We start from the raw sequence: 17,826 nt of genomic DNA on the forward strand, positions 1-17,826 counted from the left end.
TTAGTGCATTTACTGGAATGCACCTATCGATTTCAATTATATTAGACTTCCTGTCTTTTTGCAATACCAAATATCCATTCCATGGGCATTTTGGTATTTTTTCTTAGTAAAAAAGTCTTCCTTCTATGCGGAATTTTTACTGTTTCTTGCCTTCTAAAACCTTATCCTGAACAGACTTAGGGCATGGCTCATAATGGTCAACTTCCATTACATAAGTACCGCGTCCCTGTGTTTTAGAACGAAGGTCTGTGGAGTAGCCAAACATTTCAGCCAAAGGTACAAAGGAATGAATTACCTGTACACCGCTTCTAGCTTCCATGCCTTCGATACGACCACGACGAGAGTTGATGTCACCAATAACGTCACCCATATAATCCTCGGGAACGGATACTGTAACCTTCATAATAGGCTCCAAAAGAACAGCATCGCCTTTTCTCATTGCTTCCTTGAAAGCCATGGAACCAGCAATTTGGTAAGCTGTTTCGGAGGAGTCAACTTCATGGTAAGAACCATCGTAAACTTCTGCCTTAACACCCAAAACGGGATAGCCACCTAAAATACCGCTCTGCATTGCCTGCTGAATACCTTTATCAATTGCGGGGATATATTCCTTAGGAATAGAACCACCAACTGTAGCATTTACAAATTCATAATTGTGTTCTGCATCTGTACCAATAGGGAAGAAGCGAACCTTACAATGACCATACTGTCCACGACCACCGGACTGACGTACGAATTTACCTTCAACATCAACAGCCTTACGGAAGGTTTCCTTATAGGATACCTGAGGTGCACCAACGTTTGCCTCTACCTTGAATTCTCTCAGCAGACGGTCAACAATGATTTCCAAGTGCAGCTCGCCCATACCAGCGATGATTGTCTGTCCTGTTTCAGCGTTTGTATATGTCTTGAAAGTAGGATCTTCTTCAGCCAATTTAGCCAATGCAATACCCATTTTATCTCTGCCTGCTTTTGTTTTAGGTTCAATTGCAACTTCGATAACGGGCTCAGGGAATACCATGGATTCCAGAATAACTTCATGATCCTCATCACAGATGGTATCGCCTGTTGTTGTCAGCTTAAATCCAACCGCCGCCGCAATATCACCGGAGTAAACCTTTTCGATTTCCTCTCTGTGGTTCGCGTGCATTTGGAGGATACGGCCAACACGTTCTTTTTTGCCCTTTGTAGAGTTATGAACATAAGTGCCGGAATCCAAGGTACCAGAGTACACACGGAAGAATGCCAGCTTTCCTACGAAAGGATCATTCATAATCTTAAATGCCAAAGCGGAGAAAGGCTCTTCATCAGAAGAATGTCTTTCAATCTCTTCCCCTGTATCGGGATCAGTACCCTTAATGGCAGGAATATCCACAGGCGCGGGCATATATTCAATAACACCGTCCAGTAATTTCTGAACGCCTTTGTTTCTGTATGCGGAACCGCAGAATACAGGAACTAAATCGCAGTTAATGCAAGCCTTACGCATTGCTGCCTTCAGCTGTTCTACGGTAGGTTCTTCCCCATCCAAATACATCATCATCAGTTCTTCATCGGTTTCAGCAACCGTTTCAACCAACATTTGTCTGTATTCTTCAGCCTTTTCTTTCATGTTTTCGGGAATTTCCTGTTCGTCAACTTCTTTCCCCAAATCGTCTTCATAGATGAAAGCATGCATATTTAATAAGTCAATAACACCTACAAATTCGCTTTCAGCGCCGATAGGCAGCTGCATTGCTACGGGTGTACAGCCCAATCTTTTTTTCATCATATCAAGAACATTGTAAAAATCAGCACCCATGATATCCATTTTGTTTACAAATGCCATTCTGGGTACATTATAGTTATCCGCCTGACGCCATACTGTTTCAGACTGAGGTTCAACGCCGCCCTTTGCGCAAAATACGCAAACAGCACCATCCAATACACGCAAAGAACGTTCAACTTCTACTGTAAAGTCAACGTGTCCGGGTGTATCAATGATATTGATTCTGTTATCATTCCAATGACAGGTCGTAGCAGCTGAAGTAATGGTGATACCTCTTTCCTGCTCCTGCTCCATCCAGTCCATCGTCGCTGTACCCTCATGAGTATCACCGATTTTGTAGTTACGGCCTGTATAAAACAAAATACGTTCTGTCAGAGTAGTCTTACCTGCGTCGATATGAGCCATAATACCGATGTTTCTGGTCTGCTCCAGCGGAAATGCTCTTTTTGCCACGCTTTACTCCTCCTTTGTTGTCCTTCATTATAAAACCAAACGAAAGGGTTTAGGCGCATTTTGTAAAAAATGCACCATGAAAATAGTCTTTCCCAAACCCCTTGTATCCATTCCTTTTTATTACCACTTGAAATGGGAGAAAGCCTTGTTTGCATCTGCCATTTTGTGTGTTTCGTCTTTCTTCTTGCAAGCACCACCGGCATTGCTTAATGCATCGACAAGTTCACCTGCCAAACGATCAACCATGGTTTTTTCGCCACGTTTTCTGGAATAAATGGTTAACCAGCGAAGACCCAGTGTCTGGCGTCTTTCGGGTCTAACTTCCATAGGAACCTGATAAGTTGCACCACCAACACGGCGTGCTTTTACTTCCAATACAGGCATGATATTGCCCAAAGCTTCTTCAAAAGCCTCCAAAGCTTCTTTACCTGTCTTTTCTGCTACTTTGTCGAATGCACCATAAACGATCTTTTCGGCAACACCTTTTTTACCATCCAGCATAATGCTGTTGATCAGCTTTGTTACAAGCTTACTATTGTAAACTGGGTCTGCTAAAACTTCTCTTTTCGCAACATGTCCTTTTCTTGGCACGATTCTTCCCTCCTTAATGAATAATGATATTCTCGGTACTTCACGAGTCTATACCTCGTGTTTTCATGCCTTACCACTCAACTTATATCTCGTCTAAGCAATCGCAGATTGTATTGATCTGTATAAGGCATTTCTTAATTTCAATATATTACTTCTTTGCTTTTGCAGCTTTAGGGCGTTTTGCGCCGTATTTGGATCTAGCCTGCATTCTCTTTGCAACGCCTGCTGTATCCAAAGTACCTCTAACGATGTGGTAACGCACACCGGGAAGATCCTTTACTCTACCGCCTCTGATCAAAACAACACTATGTTCCTGAAGGTTATGGCCTTCACCGGGAATATAAGCTGTTACTTCAATACCGTTGGAAAGACGAACTCTGGCGATCTTTCTGAGCGCGGAGTTAGGCTTCTTAGGTGTGGAAGTCTTAACTGCTGTACATACACCACGTTTCTGAGGAGAAGAAACATCTGTCGCTTTTTTGCGCAGAGAGTTTAAACCTTTCTGCAAAGCGGGTGCTGTTGATTTTTTCTCTACGGTCTGTCTACCTTTTCTTACTAACTGATTAAACGTAGGCATTAATTGCACCTCCTTATAAAAAATAATACGATCTGCTCTTGCAATAATTTTGCCTTTTTAATGTCCAATTAGGGGCACGCTTAGAAAAGCCCATAATTTTAGACACTAGAAAATTTTATCACCCGATTCACGAAAAGTCAAGGTTTTTTATAAAATAGCAAACTATTTTTACAATGATTACTTAATTTTTACAATTTGTAAACCTATAGTAATTTTTCTTATAAACAACAAATAAACAACAAAATTAAAAAGATGCCGATAACGTCCTCCAAGTTCGCCGTCTGCATCTTTTTTATCTTAACCATAGACTATTCGCTTTTATCTGTATTGCTTGAATTGCTTTTAGGGGATTTTTCTTTTGGCTGTCATCTTTCCATGCATCCTTCCATAATTCTCGAAACCATGGAACCAGCAGCATGGAAAATCTTATTAAGGAAATGCACATCGTAAATACAGCGAAAGCAAAAATGCACATGACGTATCCTAAACTACTATCTAACAACGAGAGCCCTAAACCCTCCACATAAACGGCATCAACTTTTTTATATGCAAGAAAACAAAATATGATAATTGCAATCTGAAGAGCTGTAATCAACAATTCATAAATAACAATATGTTTTTTCAGAATTGTTCCCCTATCTTCTTTTGACATTTCTCTAATATTACCATTTTTGCTCATAGCTTTTTCTCCTTGCATAAGTATAGGCTTTCGAAAAAAAAACAAATTTCAAAAAGCCATAGGGTAAAGTATTCTACATAGTATCATTCTCAAAAAATATGCCCTAAAGACCCCCTTACCATAACGGATGCATCAAATTATTCAGATAACAAGCATTTCATTTTTTAAATTTATAATACCACTAATCTTTTTTCTGTGTTTGCTCTAGATACATTATGTAAAAGCCATATAGGAAAGCACCCGAAAGACAGCCAATTGTCTGCATTTTACTAAATGATCCCTTTATACTTAAAAAAAGCAGAGCGATAAATGCACTCCTTAATACTCGTAAACTCCATTTTAAATCACTTCTATTTTTAAAATAAATTTCATAAATAATAATTTCCAGAAAATAAAGGAATATAAATACTTTTGCAAGTTGAGGATTAAGTATCGAATTATAATATAACAATAAATTCACTAGGATTAAAAAGAAAATTGCGTACCAAGTTTTTTTCATAACATTCTCCCCATTAAATAAGCAATATTGCGATTTGTATTTATTTTTTAAATATCTATAACTTACTTATAATTACATTATATGTTGTTATTTGTCAAACAACCTTAGAAAGGAAACCCCTGAAGTTCATCTTTGTCTTCAAAGGTTTCCTAAACCAAACTATTTCATCTGAAAATTACAGTGGCTCCATCATAATATTGGGCATACGGGTGAGATTTCCATAGTAAAACAATCTTTGCTATTGCAGTAGCATCTTCTGTTACGCAACAATAAGCTCCACCAGCGTCTACGATGTTATTATATATAATATTATCTTCTACATACATGTCAAAACCAAACATTACACCTAAAGTTGCATTAATCAACCCAACACCTATCACAGATAACCATTCTGTAAAACTCTGGCTTATAGGTTTTCTCGCAATAACCCTATTGTATTCATCTTGAGAAAGGTATGTATTTGTCATTTCAACCTTTGTTCCTAAGTAGTTTTTGTAGTAAATAACCCCACCATTTGAAAAATAAGCACTTTTTTTGTACTTGCTTTCATCAAACTATTAGTTGTCGGACTATTATTATACATATCATTAATCATTTGCTCATAAATCGAATAAAATTTTTCAGCATTTTGATCTTTTAATTGCTGATCAACTAAAGCCAACATCTCCTCTTTCTGTATTTGCTGATCTCCATTTCCTAATTTATTTGCATCTCCTATCTCGGCAAATGCTGTTCCCGAAGAACCTAGCACGATAGTACAACATATTAATGCACTTAAAAACTTTTTTAGATTTTTCATTTTTTGTAACCTACTTTAAAACTATACTCTAACTTGAATCATGTCAATTCTTTTATTCAATTCTTAAAAACATTGTGCACATTACTTTCGAAAGTAAGTATACCCCCTCCCCGGTTTACAAAGTCAACCACATTATGTCGACAAAAATTTACATGTAATTCCTTCTTCTATTGAAATTCAAGAAACCATTCATAATTTAATTCTCCATAAAAAAGCCCCCCACCGTCAAGGTGAGGGACCAAAAAAATCCGTTAAATCATTTCATCATCGTCCATATAAATTTCATCGTCCCTAGAAACATCCTCATCAATATCCGGTTCGATTTCTACACTGCGGTATCTGGTCATACCCGTACCGGCAGGAATCAGCTTACCGATGATAACATTTTCCTTCAGACCGATCAATGGATCAATCTTACCCTTGATTGCAGCTTCCGTCAGAACCCTTGTTGTTTCCTGGAAGGACGCCGCAGACAAGAAGGAATCCGTTGCCAAGGAAGCCTTTGTGATACCCAAAAGAACACGGGCACCGTTAGCAGGTATCTTACCTTCTGCCTCCAATGCAGCGTTTGTATTCTCAAATATCAGCCAGTCAACTAAGCTGCCGGGTAGGAATCCCGTATCCCCGTTTTCTTCGATTCTTACACGCTTTAGCATCTGGCGAACAATAACCTCTATATGCTTATCGTTGATTTCTACACCCTGCAAACGGTAAACGCGCTGTACCTCCTGAATCATATAATCCTGTACGCCGCGCAAGCCTTTGATTTTCAGAATATCGTGAGGATTTACACTACCTTCTGTAATTTCATCACCGGCTTCCACCGTGTCGCCGTCGTAAACCTTAATTCTAGAGCCATAAGGAATGAGGTAATCCTTGATTTCTCCAGTTTCAGGGCTTTCAATCATAACTTCTCTCTTCTTCTTTGTATCCTTCAAGGTTATGCGACCGCCGAATTCAGCAATAATTGCAAGACCCTTAGGCTTTCTTGCTTCAAACAATTCCTCAACACGAGGAAGACCCTGTGTGATGTCATCACCGGCAATACCACCGGTGTGGAACGTACGCATTGTAAGCTGTGTACCCGGTTCACCAATGGACTGTGCCGCAATAATACCAACGGATTCACCGATGCGAACGTATCTGCCACTGGCCATATTGGCGCCGTAGCACTTCGCACAAATACCAATTTTAGAACGGCAAGTCAATACGGTACGAATTAATACTTTTTTAATTCCGGCCTTTTCCACCTGTTCTGCCTGGTCAAAGGTAATCATGGTATCAGCAGGAACAATGATCTCGCCCGTTCCAGGATGAATGACATCCAACACAGACCATCTGCCTCGGATTCTTTCCTGCAAACCTTCAATCACTTCGTTGCCATCCATGAAAGCTGCTACCCATAAACCAGGTGCTTCCTTATCATTGTCCTCACTGCAATCCCATTCACGAATAATAATATCCTGAGATACGTCAACCAAACGACGGGTCAAATAACCGGAATCGGCTGTTCTAAGAGCAGTATCTGTCAAACCTTTTCTTGCGCCATGGGCGGAGATAAAGTACTCCAATACAGACAAACCTTCACGGAAGTTGGACTTAATAGGCAATTCGATGATACCACCGGAGGGGTTCGCCATCAAACCACGCATACCTGCCAACTGTTTAATCTGGCTGTTGGAACCACGGGCACCGGAGTTTGCCATCATATAAATATTGTTGTATTTACCCAAGCCTGCCAGCAAAGCCACCGTGATCTTTTCGTTGGCAATGTTCCATGCCTCAATAACCTTATTATGGCGTTCTTCGTCGGTCATCAAACCACGTCTGAATTTTCTGGTGATGAGTTCAACCTTTTCTTCCGCTTCAGCTAAGAAGCCCGGCTTTTCCTTAGGAATCTCCATGTCAGATACGGATACGGTTAAAGCTGCTCTTGTGGAGAACTTATAACCAAGGGATTTGATCTTATCCAAAACTGCCGCAGTTTCGGTAGAACCGCAACGGTTGATACATCTGTTGATGATTTTACCAATCTGCTTTTTATCTACCAAAAAGTCAATTTCATAACGGAACTTTTCTTCCTCATTAGTTCTATCCACATAACCCAAATTCTGGGGAATCGCTTCGTTAAAGATAATTCTTCCTACGGTTGTGCGAACCATGCGAACCTCTGTCACACCATTAAAGGTTAATACTCTTCTTACGCGAATCACTTCTTGCAAAGCGATTTGATTATTATCATATGCCAGCATCGCTTCTTTTTCATCCTTAAACGATTTCATAACGAGATCGTCTTTTGCTTTCACCACGTTGCCTTCGGCATCCAGCAAATCCTCTTCATAACGGACATTCAAATCTTCTCTTTCCAGAGTCAAATAATACATACCCAAAATCATATCCTGAGAAGGCACCGTTACAGGGGCACCGTCGGAGGGCTTCAAAAGGTTGTTTGGAGAAAGCAGTAAGAAACGGCATTCCGCCTGTGCCTCTACAGAAAGAGGAACGTGCACCGCCATCTGGTCACCATCGAAGTCGGCATTATAAGCAGTACATACCAAAGGATGCAGCTTGATGGCACGGCCTTCAACCAAAACAGGCTCAAACGCCTGAATGCCCAATCTATGCAGTGTTGGGGCACGGTTCAACATAACAGGATGCTCTTTAATAACATCCTCCAATATATCCCAAACCTCAGTTTGCAGTCTTTCTACCATTCTCTTTGCAGATTTAATGTTGTGTGCCAAGCCATCCTCTACCAATTTTTTCATAACAAAGGGCTTGAACAATTCAATGGCCATTTCCTTTGGCAAACCACACTGGAAGATTTTCAGTTCGGGGCCAACTACGATAACGGAACGTCCGGAATAGTCAACACGCTTACCCAAAAGGTTCTGGCGGAAACGACCCTGCTTACCTTTGAGCATATCGGAAAGTGATTTCAGCGCACGGTTACCGGGGCCTGTTACAGGTCTGCCACGTCTGCCGTTGTCAATCAACGCATCCACTGCTTCCTGGAGCATTCTCTTCTCATTTCTAACGATAATATCAGGTGCGCCTAAATCCAAAAGTCTCTTTAAGCGGTTATTTCTATTGATGACACGTCTGTACAAATCATTCAAGTCACTTGTAGCAAAACGACCACCATCCAACTGAACCATAGGACGAATATCAGGAGGGATAACAGGAACTACATCCAAGATCATCCACTCCGGTCTGTTTCCGGAAATTCTAAAGCTTTCGATCACTTCAAGCTTTTTGATAATACGTACTCTCTTTTGCCCTGCAGTGTCCTCCAGCTGGGCCTTCAGCTCTGCTGATTCCTTCTCCAGGTCAATATCCATTAATAGCCGCTTTACGGCTTCCGCGCCCATAGCAGCCTCAAAGGTGTTGCCAAATTTATCATAGGCTTCTCTATATTCTCTTTCGCTGAGCAATTGCTTATACTGCAATTCCGTGTTGCCCGCATTAAGCACAATATAGGATGCAAAATACAGCACCTTCTCCAAAGCTCTGGGGCTCATAGAAAGAATCAGACCCATTCTGGATGGAATTCCCTTAAAATACCAGATGTGAGAAACAGGTGCCGCCAATTCGATATGGCCCATTCTTTCACGTCTTACCTTTGCCTTGGTTACTTCAACGCCACACCGATCACAAATAACGCCTTTGTAGCGGATTCTTTTATATTTACCACAGTGGCATTCCCAGTCCTTCGTAGGCCCAAAAATCTTTTCACAAAAAAGACCGTCTTTTTCAGGCTTTAATGTTCTGTAGTTAATCGTTTCAGGTTTTTTAACCTCGCCTCTTGACCATTCAAGAATTTTTTCAGGAGACGCCAAACCAATCTTAATGGAATCAAAGACAATTCCTTGTTCTGTTTTTTGTGTATTCATGGCTCTGTTCTCCTTCCTTATTCCTCATCCGCAAAATCGTCATCCAGCAATTCCTCTTCAAAGTCATCCTCCAGCGGATCTTCACCCTCCGTCTCAGTGCCTTCCTCGCCATCAGTACTTTCTTCGCCATCAAAGAGAAAATCAACCAGTTCTTCTTCGGCTGTCAGCGGTTTTGCCCGACGATAGTCTTTTTCCTCAGGATCAAACCCATCAATATTTACATTCAAATCATCCACTTCTTCTACGGATTCTCTGATTTCAACCTCTGTTTGATCCTCACGCAATACACGGATATCCAACGCCAAGGACTGCAATTCCTTCAATAATACCTTAAAGGATTCGGGTACACCTGGCTCAGGTATATTTTCACCCTTAACAATCGCTTCATAAGTCTTCACACGGCCAACAATATCATCAGATTTTACAGTCAGGATTTCCTGCAAAGTATATGCAGCACCATATGCTTCCAGTGCCCAAACTTCCATTTCACCAAAACGCTGACCGCCAAACTGTGCCTTGCCACCCAAAGGCTGCTGTGTTACTAAGGAGTAAGGGCCTGTGGAACGGGCATGAATCTTATCATCAACCAAATGGTGAAGCTTCAAGTAGTGCATGAAGCCAATGGTTACACGGTTATCAAAAAAATCACCCGTACGGCCATCACGCAAGGAGACCTTACCATCTCTGGAAATAGTAACGCCCTTCCATTCTTCTCTGTGGTCCTTGTTTGCATATAGCTCATCAAGAATATCCCCTTGTAATAAAGGCTTCCACTTCTCAGAGAATTCTTCCCAGTTTGTATTTACATAATCATTCGCCATCTCTAGCGTATCCATAATGTCAATTTCGTTTGCGCCGTCAAATACTGGGGTACTGATTTTCCAGTCCAACGCCTTTGCTGCCAGGGAAAGATGGGTTTCCAATACCTGACCGATATTCATACGAGAAGGAATGCCCAGCGGGTTCAATACAATATCTAAAGGACGCCCATTCGGCAAGAAAGGCATATCCTCCACAGGAAGCACGCGGGAAACAACACCCTTGTTACCGTGACGCCCCGCCATCTTATCCCCAACGGAAATTTTTCTCTTTTGCGCAATATATACACGCACCAGCTGATTTACACCCGGGCCAACATCGTCGCCGTTTTCTCTGGTGAAAATTTTTACATCCACAACAATGCCTGTTTCCCCATGAGGTACACGTAAGGAAGTATCTCTTACTTCTCTTGCCTTTTCACCGAAAATGGCACGAAGCAGTCTTTCCTCCGCTGTCAGTTCAGTTTCACCCTTGGGTGTAACCTTACCCACCAAAATATCATTGGGAAGAACCTCGGCACCAATACGAACAATCCCTCTTTCATCCAAATCCTTCAGCGCATCATCACCCACATTGGGGATATCTCTTGTAATTTCTTCTGGCCCCAGTTTTGTATCTCTTGCATCTGCTTCAAACTCGCTGATATGCACAGAGGTATAAACATCCTCCTGCACCAGTCTTTCACTTAACAAAACAGCATCCTCGTAGTTATAGCCTTCCCATGTCATAAAGCCAATGAGTGGGTTTTTGCCCAGCGCCAATTCACCCTGACAAGTAGATGCACCGTCAGCAATAATCTGTCCTGCCTCAACCCTGTCCCCTTCGTTAATGATGGGCTTCTGGTTCAAGCAAGTACTCTGGTTACTTCTTTGGTATTTCACCATTTTATATCTATCTCTTTGAGATGAATCGTTACGCACAACAATTTCATGGGCAGAAACTCTTTCCACAACACCGGCATTTTTCGCAATCACGCAAATACCGGAATCTTTTGCTGTTTTATATTCCATACCTGTACCAACAATAGGTGAATCCGTCACCATCAAAGGTACCGCCTGGCGCTGCATGTTGGAGCCCATCAGCGCACGGTTTGCATCGTCGTTTTCCAAGAAAGGAATGAGGGCAGTCGCAACAGAAACCATCTGCTTAGGAGAAACGTCCATCAAATGGATTTGGCTTCTGTCAACCTCGATAATATCCTCTTTGTGTCGACCGGTTACTTTTTTATGCACAAAGTGCCCTACTTCATCCAAAGGCTCATTTGCCTGAGCAACATTGTAGTTTTCTTCTTCGTCCGCTGTTACATAAATAAAGTCCTCTGTAACCCGTGGTTCCTCACCACTATGATCCACCTTTCGGTAAGGCGCTTCAATAAAACCGTATTCGTTAATTCTTGCAAAAGTTGCAAGGGTATTAATCAAACCGATGTTAGGGCCTTCTGGTGTTTCAATAGGGCACATTCTACCATAGTGAGAATGGTGAACGTCACGAACCTCGAAGCCCGCTCTTTCTCTTGACAAACCGCCGGGCCCCAATGCGGACAAACGACGCTTGTGGGTCAACTCGGAAAGAGGGTTGTTCTGATCCATAAACTGGGACAACTGGGAGCTTCCAAAAAATTCCTTGATGGAAGCCGTTACCGGACGAACGTTTACCAACGCCTGGGGTGTAACAACGGCCAAATCCTGTGTGGTCATTCTTTCTCTAACAACTCTTTCCATTCTGGAAAGACCGATACGGAACTGATTTTGCAGCAACTCCCCAACGGAACGAATACGTCTGTTGCCCAAGTGGTCAATATCATCCACATTGCCATATTGATAATCCAAATGCAGCACATAATTAATGGAAGCAAAAATATCCTCCACTGTAATATGCTTTGGAATTAATTCATGAATATTTTCCTTGATAGCAGCAGCAATTTCCTCCGCACTCTGGTACTCCTCAAAAATACGCACCAAATGGGGATAGTAAACCAACTCTTTAATCCCCAAATCCTCTGCATTTAAGCCAAACTCCTCAATAAAACCATCAATTTTAACCGCCTGATTGCTCAAAACCTTCAGCACTCTATCCTCAACTTCAACGAAAACATAAGGAGCGCCTGTGTTTTGAATTTCCTCACACTTTTCCATAGTCAGGATTTCTCCTGCCTCTGCAATAATCTCTCCCGTCATGGGGTCAATAATATTTTCTGCAAGCTTTGCACCACGGATACGGTTTTTCAAAGCAAGCTTTTTATTAAATTTATAACGTCCAACCTTGGCCAAATCGTAACGCTTGGGATCAAAGAACATCCCATCCAATAAGGATTTGGAGCTTTCCACCGTAGGAGGCTCACCGGGACGGAGCTTTTTGTAAATCTCAATCAAGCCTTCTTCATGGCTTTTTGAGATATCTTTTTCCAAGGTGGCCAAAATTTTAGGCTCCTCACCAAACATTTCAAGTATTTCTGCATCGGAGCCAATACCCATGGCACGGATCAAAACAGTGACGGGAACCTTTCTGGTACGATCAACACGAACATAAAATACATCATTGGAATCTGTTTCATATTCCAGCCATGCACCTCTGTTGGGGATCACCGTAGCAGAAAGCAGTTTCTTCCCAATTTTATCAAAATCAGAAGCGTAGTAAATGCCGGGAGAACGAACAAGTTGGCTAACAATAACACGTTCCGCACCATTAATAATAAAGGTACCGGTTTCTGTCATCAAAGGGAAATCGCCCATGAAGATTTCCTGCTCTTTTAATTCATCCATTTCTCTGTTGTAAAGTCTAGCTTTCACTTTCAATGCAGCCGCAAAGGTTGCATCCCTCTCTTTACACTCTTCAATGGAGAATTTGGGCTCGGAGTCCAAAGAAAAATCAATGAACTCCAGTACAAGGTTACCGCTAAAGTCTGTAATTGGGGAAACATCCTCAAATACCTCCTTCAGCCCCTCACTCAAAAACCACTGGTAGCTGTTTTTCTGCACTTCAATTAAGTTAGGCATTTCTAAAACCTCGTTGATTCTAGAATAGCTTACTCGGGTTGCGTCCCCGAAATGGAGTGCATGAATTCTGTTTTTATCCATCTTGTCACCTCTCGAAATAATGATTGCACCGACAAAACAACCGCTTCATAAAAAGCAAGCGAAAAGGGGATTCCCCTCGTTTGAGCACAAAAATTTAGAATTGCCTAAACAAAGCTAGACCTTTGCCTGCACCGCCTTTGATCAGCGGCCATAACAAAAGCCTCTTTCTTTAAGAAATTCTAACCTTAACAATTGGGTATATTGCCAAATGACTTCACACCCTCGTATATATTAAACAAAAACAACCTCCTACCAACTCAAAAATGGTTCATAATGTCTAGCAAAATAGGCAAATTCAACGAAAAACCAATCTATATCAAAAAATCTGTTGAACTTTATTTCCTATTATGCTATACTGCTTTTAAATTGGGATATTGTCAATGTTCGTCAATGTGTGAAATATTTTACCATTTATTCGATGTATTGTCAAGCCCTTTTTATATGCTTTTTTATGATTTTCCCGTTTTAATGCACATACAAGGACCACACTTATTTTCTGTCATCTTTTTCTTATTTGAATTGATAAATGTCGATATTTCAATTTGCATAAATCCCCCCTCAATTTACCCTCAAATTTCAGCGGTATTTTTTTATTTACGTCATAATAAAAATGTATTTTTGTTAAAAAATATTGTACTTTTTTTAATACATAGCAACTTTTAGCCCTAATTCTCTTTTATTTACATAAAAAAGTTGCTACACTCTTTATAGCTTTCGGAACGAGGTGTATATTTTGAAGAAAGAAAACTATCAACTCATATTGGAGAAAACCTTAAAACAAGTGGAAGCTTTCAATGGACGGCCAAAACTGCTGCTTCACAGCTGTTGCGCCCCTTGTTCTTCTTATGTGCTAGAATATCTGTCCTCCCGCTTTGATATTACGGTTTTCTATTATAATCCAAACATTGCCCCCCATGACGAATTTCTTTTTCGAGCCCAGGAGCAGCAAAAGCTAATCGAAGCAATGCCCTTTCGTCATCCTGTTTCCTTCCTCTTAGGAGAATATGATGCTGAATCTTTTTTTACTTTGGCAAAAGGTCTCGAGAATGAGCCTGAGGGCGGCCCCCGGTGCAAAGCCTGCTATCATCTGCGTTTGCACAAAACCGCCGAGGAAGCAAAAAATAAGGGCTTCGACTACTTTACAACCACCTTATCCATAAGTCCTCATAAGGATGCCCAAGCATTAAATCAGCTAGGCAAACAGCTTTCCGAGGAATACAATATCCCCTATTTGTTCTCAGACTTCAAAAAACGCAATGGTTTTCGGCGTTCCTGTGAACTTTCAGAAATTTATGGACTCTATCGCCAGGATTATTGCGGATGCCCCTATTCAAAATTGGAAGCCGCACTGCGAAACCAAGCTGGGTTTATCCCTACAGATGAAATTTAGAAAGGATCTTTTATTATGAGTAATCATCAAAAGGGCATCTTGTGCATCATCTTGTCCTCGCTTTCCTTCGCCTTAATGAACCTTTTTGTTCGTCTATCCGGAGATTTGCCCTCACTACAAAAAAGCTTTTTTCGAAACTTAATTGCAATGATTTTTGCTTTTTTCATTCTTTTAAAAGAAAAACCCAACGTTTCTTTGGATAAAGATTCAAAACGTTTTTTACTCTATCGCTCTATTTTTGGAACCATTGGCATTATTTCTAATTTTTATGCTGTGGATCACCTTGTTCTTTCCGATGCATCGCTTTTAAATAAAATGTCCCCTTTTTTTGCTGTCCTTTTTGCTATACTGATTTTAAAGGAGCGAATTAATTTATTTCAATTCTCCTCCATTATTGCGGCATTCATTGGTGCCCTTTTCGTCATAAAGCCAACGGGTATAAATATGGATTTTTATCCTGCTTTGATTGGTCTTATAGGAGGGATTTGCGCTGGGGCCGCCTACACTTATGTGCGAGCTATGGGGCAAAGAGGCGTGCAAGGTGCTTTCATTGTTTTCTTTTTTTCTGCCTTTTCCTGTCTTGTAACCCTGCCCTTGCTGCTTTTCCACTTCCATCCCATGAGCTTTCAGCAAACAGCAACCTTACTTTTGGCGGGGCTTGCCGCCACAGGAGGGCAATTTGGCATCACCGCCGCCTATTGCTACGCACCGGCAAGGGAAATCTCAGTTTTCGATTATTCACAAATTCCTTTTTCCGCGCTACTAGGTTTCTTTGTTTTCGGTCAAGTGCCGGATGGCTTTAGTTGGCTTGGCTATATCATCATTTGTAGCACCGCTGTTGCAATGTTCTTCTACGCAAACGGCCATTTACATAAAGAAAAAGAATCCCTTGCAAAATAACAATATTGCATCAACTGTCCCAAAGAAAAAACAGCTCATAGTGCAGGCCTTGCTTAAAATGAAGTGAAAGAAACTACATTTAAACAAAGCTACATTATGAGCCATTCTATTTTAATACAAGATAATACAAAGGATTTTCTGTTTTTCCTTACATATAACATTTCCTAGTAAAAACAGCACTTATTCCCTAAATAATGATATTTTTCCAAGCATATCCGTTCCAGTCTTAAGGCCCATGCCGAAAAAAACTTCAAGCCATGCTAGTACTATGCATAATTTGCCCAAAAAAACCTTTGCATTTCCATGGTGCGGAACGCATCCTTTCAGGATAAAAAATCCTCCAAAGCAAACATTTTTCTATATTAGGGAAGAATACCTCACGGAAATTATTCTTCTTCCAGCTTTAAAACACTCATAAACGCCTGCTGGGGCACCTCTACGTTACCGATTTGGCGCATACGCTTCTTGCCCTCTTTTTGCTTTTCAAGCAGCTTCTTTTTTCTGGTAATATCGCCGCCATAGCATTTTGCCAAAACGTCCTTTCGTAAGGCACTGATGGTTTCCCTTGCAATAATTTTACTGCCAATTGCTGATTGAATAGGAATCTCAAACTGATGTCTAGGGATTTCCTTCTTCAGCTTTTCACACATCTTTCTTCCTCTTTCGATGGCAGAATCCTTATGCACAATAAAGGAAAGGGCATCCACAGCCTCTCTGTTGACCAAAATATCCAGCTTAACCAATTCGCTTTCCTTATAGCCAATTAAGGTATAATCAAAAGAAGCGTATCCACGGCTTCTAGATTTCAAAACATCAAAGAAATCATAAATAATTTCGTTCAATGGCATTTCGTAGGTCAGCACCGCTCTGCTGTCATCCAAATACTCCATGCTGATATATTCACCCCGTCTTTGCTGACAAAGCTCCATAATGGCGCCGATATAATCCTTAGGCAGCATAATTTCCGCCTTTACAATGGGCTCCTCCATTTTCGTAATACGAGCAGGATCCGGCATATTGCTGGGATTTGACAGATCAAAGCTTGTGCCATCCGTAAGATAAACCTTATAAATAACACTGGGTGCCGTTGTTACCAAATCCAGATTATATTCTCTTTCCAATCTTTCTTGAACAATTTCCAAATGCAGCAGACCCAAGAAGCCACAACGAAAGCCAAAACCTAATGCAATGGAGGTTTCGGGCTCAAAAAACAACGCCGCATCGTTTAGCTGCAATTTTTCCAAGGCGTCCCTTAAGTCCGGATATTTTGCCCCATCCACAGGAAAAATACCACAATAAACCATGGGATTCACCTTTTTATATCCCGTCAACGCCTCCGCCGTAGGATGAAGCGCACTGGTCACCGTATCCCCCACACGGGTATCGGCAACATTTTTTATACTCGCGGTAAAATAACCAACCATCCCCGCTTTTAATTCTTCCGCAGGAATATACCTCCCCGGCCCAAAAATACCAACCTCAACAACGTCATATTCCTTGCCCGTTGCCATCATACGAACCTTGCTTCCCTTTTTGACAGAACCATCAAATACGCGCATCAAAACAATAACGCCCCTGTACTGATCGTAAACGGAATCAAAAATCAAGGCTTTTAGGGGTCCTTCGGGATCACCGCTTGGCGCTGGAATATCTGTAATAATGCGTTCCAGAACCTCCTCAATATTAACGCCGTTTTTTGCAGAAATCTCAGGAGCATCCATTGCGGGAATGCCAATAATGTCCTCAATTTCCTGCTTTGCCCACGCCGGGTTTGCACTGGGTAAATCAATTTTATTAATAACGGGCAAAATTTCCAAATTATTATCCAATGCAAGATAAACGTTTGCCAATGTTTGCGCCTCGATTCCCTGGGCAGCATCCACAATTAAAACTGCGCCTTCGCAAGCCGCCAAGCTTCTGGAAACCTCATAGTTAAAGTCAACGTGGCCTGGCGTGTCAATTAAATTATACTCATATTCTTCGCCATCTTTTCCACGATAAATCAAACGCACCGCCTGAGATTTAATGGTAATGCCTCTTTCTCTTTCCAAATCCATATTATCCAAAACCTGCTCCTGCATCTCTCTGTCCGTAAGCAAGCCTGTTTTCTGAATCAATCTGTCCGCCAAAGTTGATTTGCCATGATCAATATGTGCCACAATACAAAAATTTCGAATATTCTTTTGTCTGTCGGACATGAATTTCCCTCCCAAATTAAAATTTACATAAAGCGCGTGCCGCTACTGATAAAATGGTAGCTCAAAAACCGCTTCATGCTTCATGCAAAACGCTTATCATTCTTTGCAAAATCCTTCCGATTATATCATAAGAAAGCCTGTCAAGTCAAAGAAATTCAAGGGCTTTATGAAATCCTACCCATT

General features: G+C 41.2%; 11 protein-coding genes. 2 read left to right on the forward strand and 9 right to left on the reverse strand.

Annotation, left to right across the window (positions count from 1 at the left end; genetic code table 11):
- Positions 1-136 precede the first annotated feature (136 nt).
- From fusA to rpoB, 8 genes are all read right to left on the reverse strand, one after another.
- Positions 137-2,221: an elongation factor G gene (gene fusA, locus CLNEO_RS10305; RefSeq protein ID WP_066088345.1), complete on the reverse strand. Its 2,085-nt coding sequence runs from the start codon at positions 2,219-2,221 to the stop codon at positions 137-139.
- 120 nt (positions 2,222-2,341) lie between these two features.
- On the reverse strand, positions 2,342-2,812 hold the full coding sequence (rpsG, locus tag CLNEO_RS10310) for a 30S ribosomal protein S7 (RefSeq protein WP_066088347.1): 471 nt from the start codon (positions 2,810-2,812) through the stop codon (positions 2,342-2,344).
- Between the two features lie 148 nt (positions 2,813-2,960).
- A complete protein-coding gene (gene rpsL, locus CLNEO_RS10315) occupies positions 2,961-3,389 on the reverse strand; it encodes a 30S ribosomal protein S12 (protein ID WP_066088350.1) in 429 nt (142 codons plus the stop codon).
- Between the two features lie 292 nt (positions 3,390-3,681).
- Positions 3,682-4,068 carry a hypothetical protein gene (locus tag CLNEO_RS10320; protein WP_066088353.1) on the reverse strand — a complete coding sequence of 129 codons (387 nt, stop codon included), beginning with the start codon at positions 4,066-4,068 and terminating at the stop codon, positions 3,682-3,684.
- A gap of 663 nt (positions 4,069-4,731) precedes the next feature.
- A complete protein-coding gene (locus CLNEO_RS10330) occupies positions 4,732-5,034 on the reverse strand; it encodes a hypothetical protein (RefSeq protein WP_066088359.1) in 303 nt (100 codons plus the stop codon).
- 14 nt (positions 5,035-5,048) lie between these two features.
- A complete protein-coding gene (locus CLNEO_RS10335) occupies positions 5,049-5,366 on the reverse strand; it encodes a hypothetical protein (protein WP_066088362.1) in 318 nt (105 codons plus the stop codon).
- A gap of 251 nt (positions 5,367-5,617) precedes the next feature.
- Positions 5,618-9,259, reverse strand: coding sequence for a DNA-directed RNA polymerase subunit beta' (rpoC, locus tag CLNEO_RS10340; RefSeq protein ID WP_066088365.1), 3,642 nt, complete (start codon positions 9,257-9,259; stop codon positions 5,618-5,620).
- Between the two features lie 17 nt (positions 9,260-9,276).
- Positions 9,277-13,155 carry a DNA-directed RNA polymerase subunit beta gene (gene rpoB / locus CLNEO_RS10345; RefSeq protein ID WP_066088368.1) on the reverse strand — a complete coding sequence of 1,293 codons (3,879 nt, stop codon included), beginning with the start codon at positions 13,153-13,155 and terminating at the stop codon, positions 9,277-9,279.
- Positions 13,156-13,888: 733 nt separating this feature from the next.
- Here rpoB and CLNEO_RS10350 point away from each other — a divergent pair.
- Both CLNEO_RS10350 and CLNEO_RS10355 read left to right on the forward strand, forming a co-directional pair.
- On the forward strand, positions 13,889-14,545 hold the full coding sequence (locus tag CLNEO_RS10350; RefSeq protein WP_066088371.1) for an epoxyqueuosine reductase QueH: 657 nt from the start codon (positions 13,889-13,891) through the stop codon (positions 14,543-14,545).
- A 15-nt stretch (positions 14,546-14,560) separates the two neighbouring features.
- The gene (locus CLNEO_RS10355) at positions 14,561-15,445 is read left to right on the forward strand and encodes a DMT family transporter (protein WP_066088373.1); all 885 of its coding nucleotides are present in this window, start codon (positions 14,561-14,563) and stop codon (positions 15,443-15,445) included.
- Between the two features lie 386 nt (positions 15,446-15,831).
- On the opposite strand, the gene lepA is transcribed toward CLNEO_RS10355, so the two are convergent.
- Positions 15,832-17,643: a translation elongation factor 4 gene (gene lepA / locus CLNEO_RS10360; RefSeq protein WP_066088376.1), complete on the reverse strand. Its 1,812-nt coding sequence runs from the start codon at positions 17,641-17,643 to the stop codon at positions 15,832-15,834.
- Positions 17,644-17,826 lie beyond the last annotated feature (183 nt).

This window comes from Anaerotignum neopropionicum (genome assembly GCF_001571775.1).
Classification (GTDB): Bacteria; Bacillota; Clostridia; order Lachnospirales; family Anaerotignaceae; genus Chakrabartyella; species Chakrabartyella neopropionicum.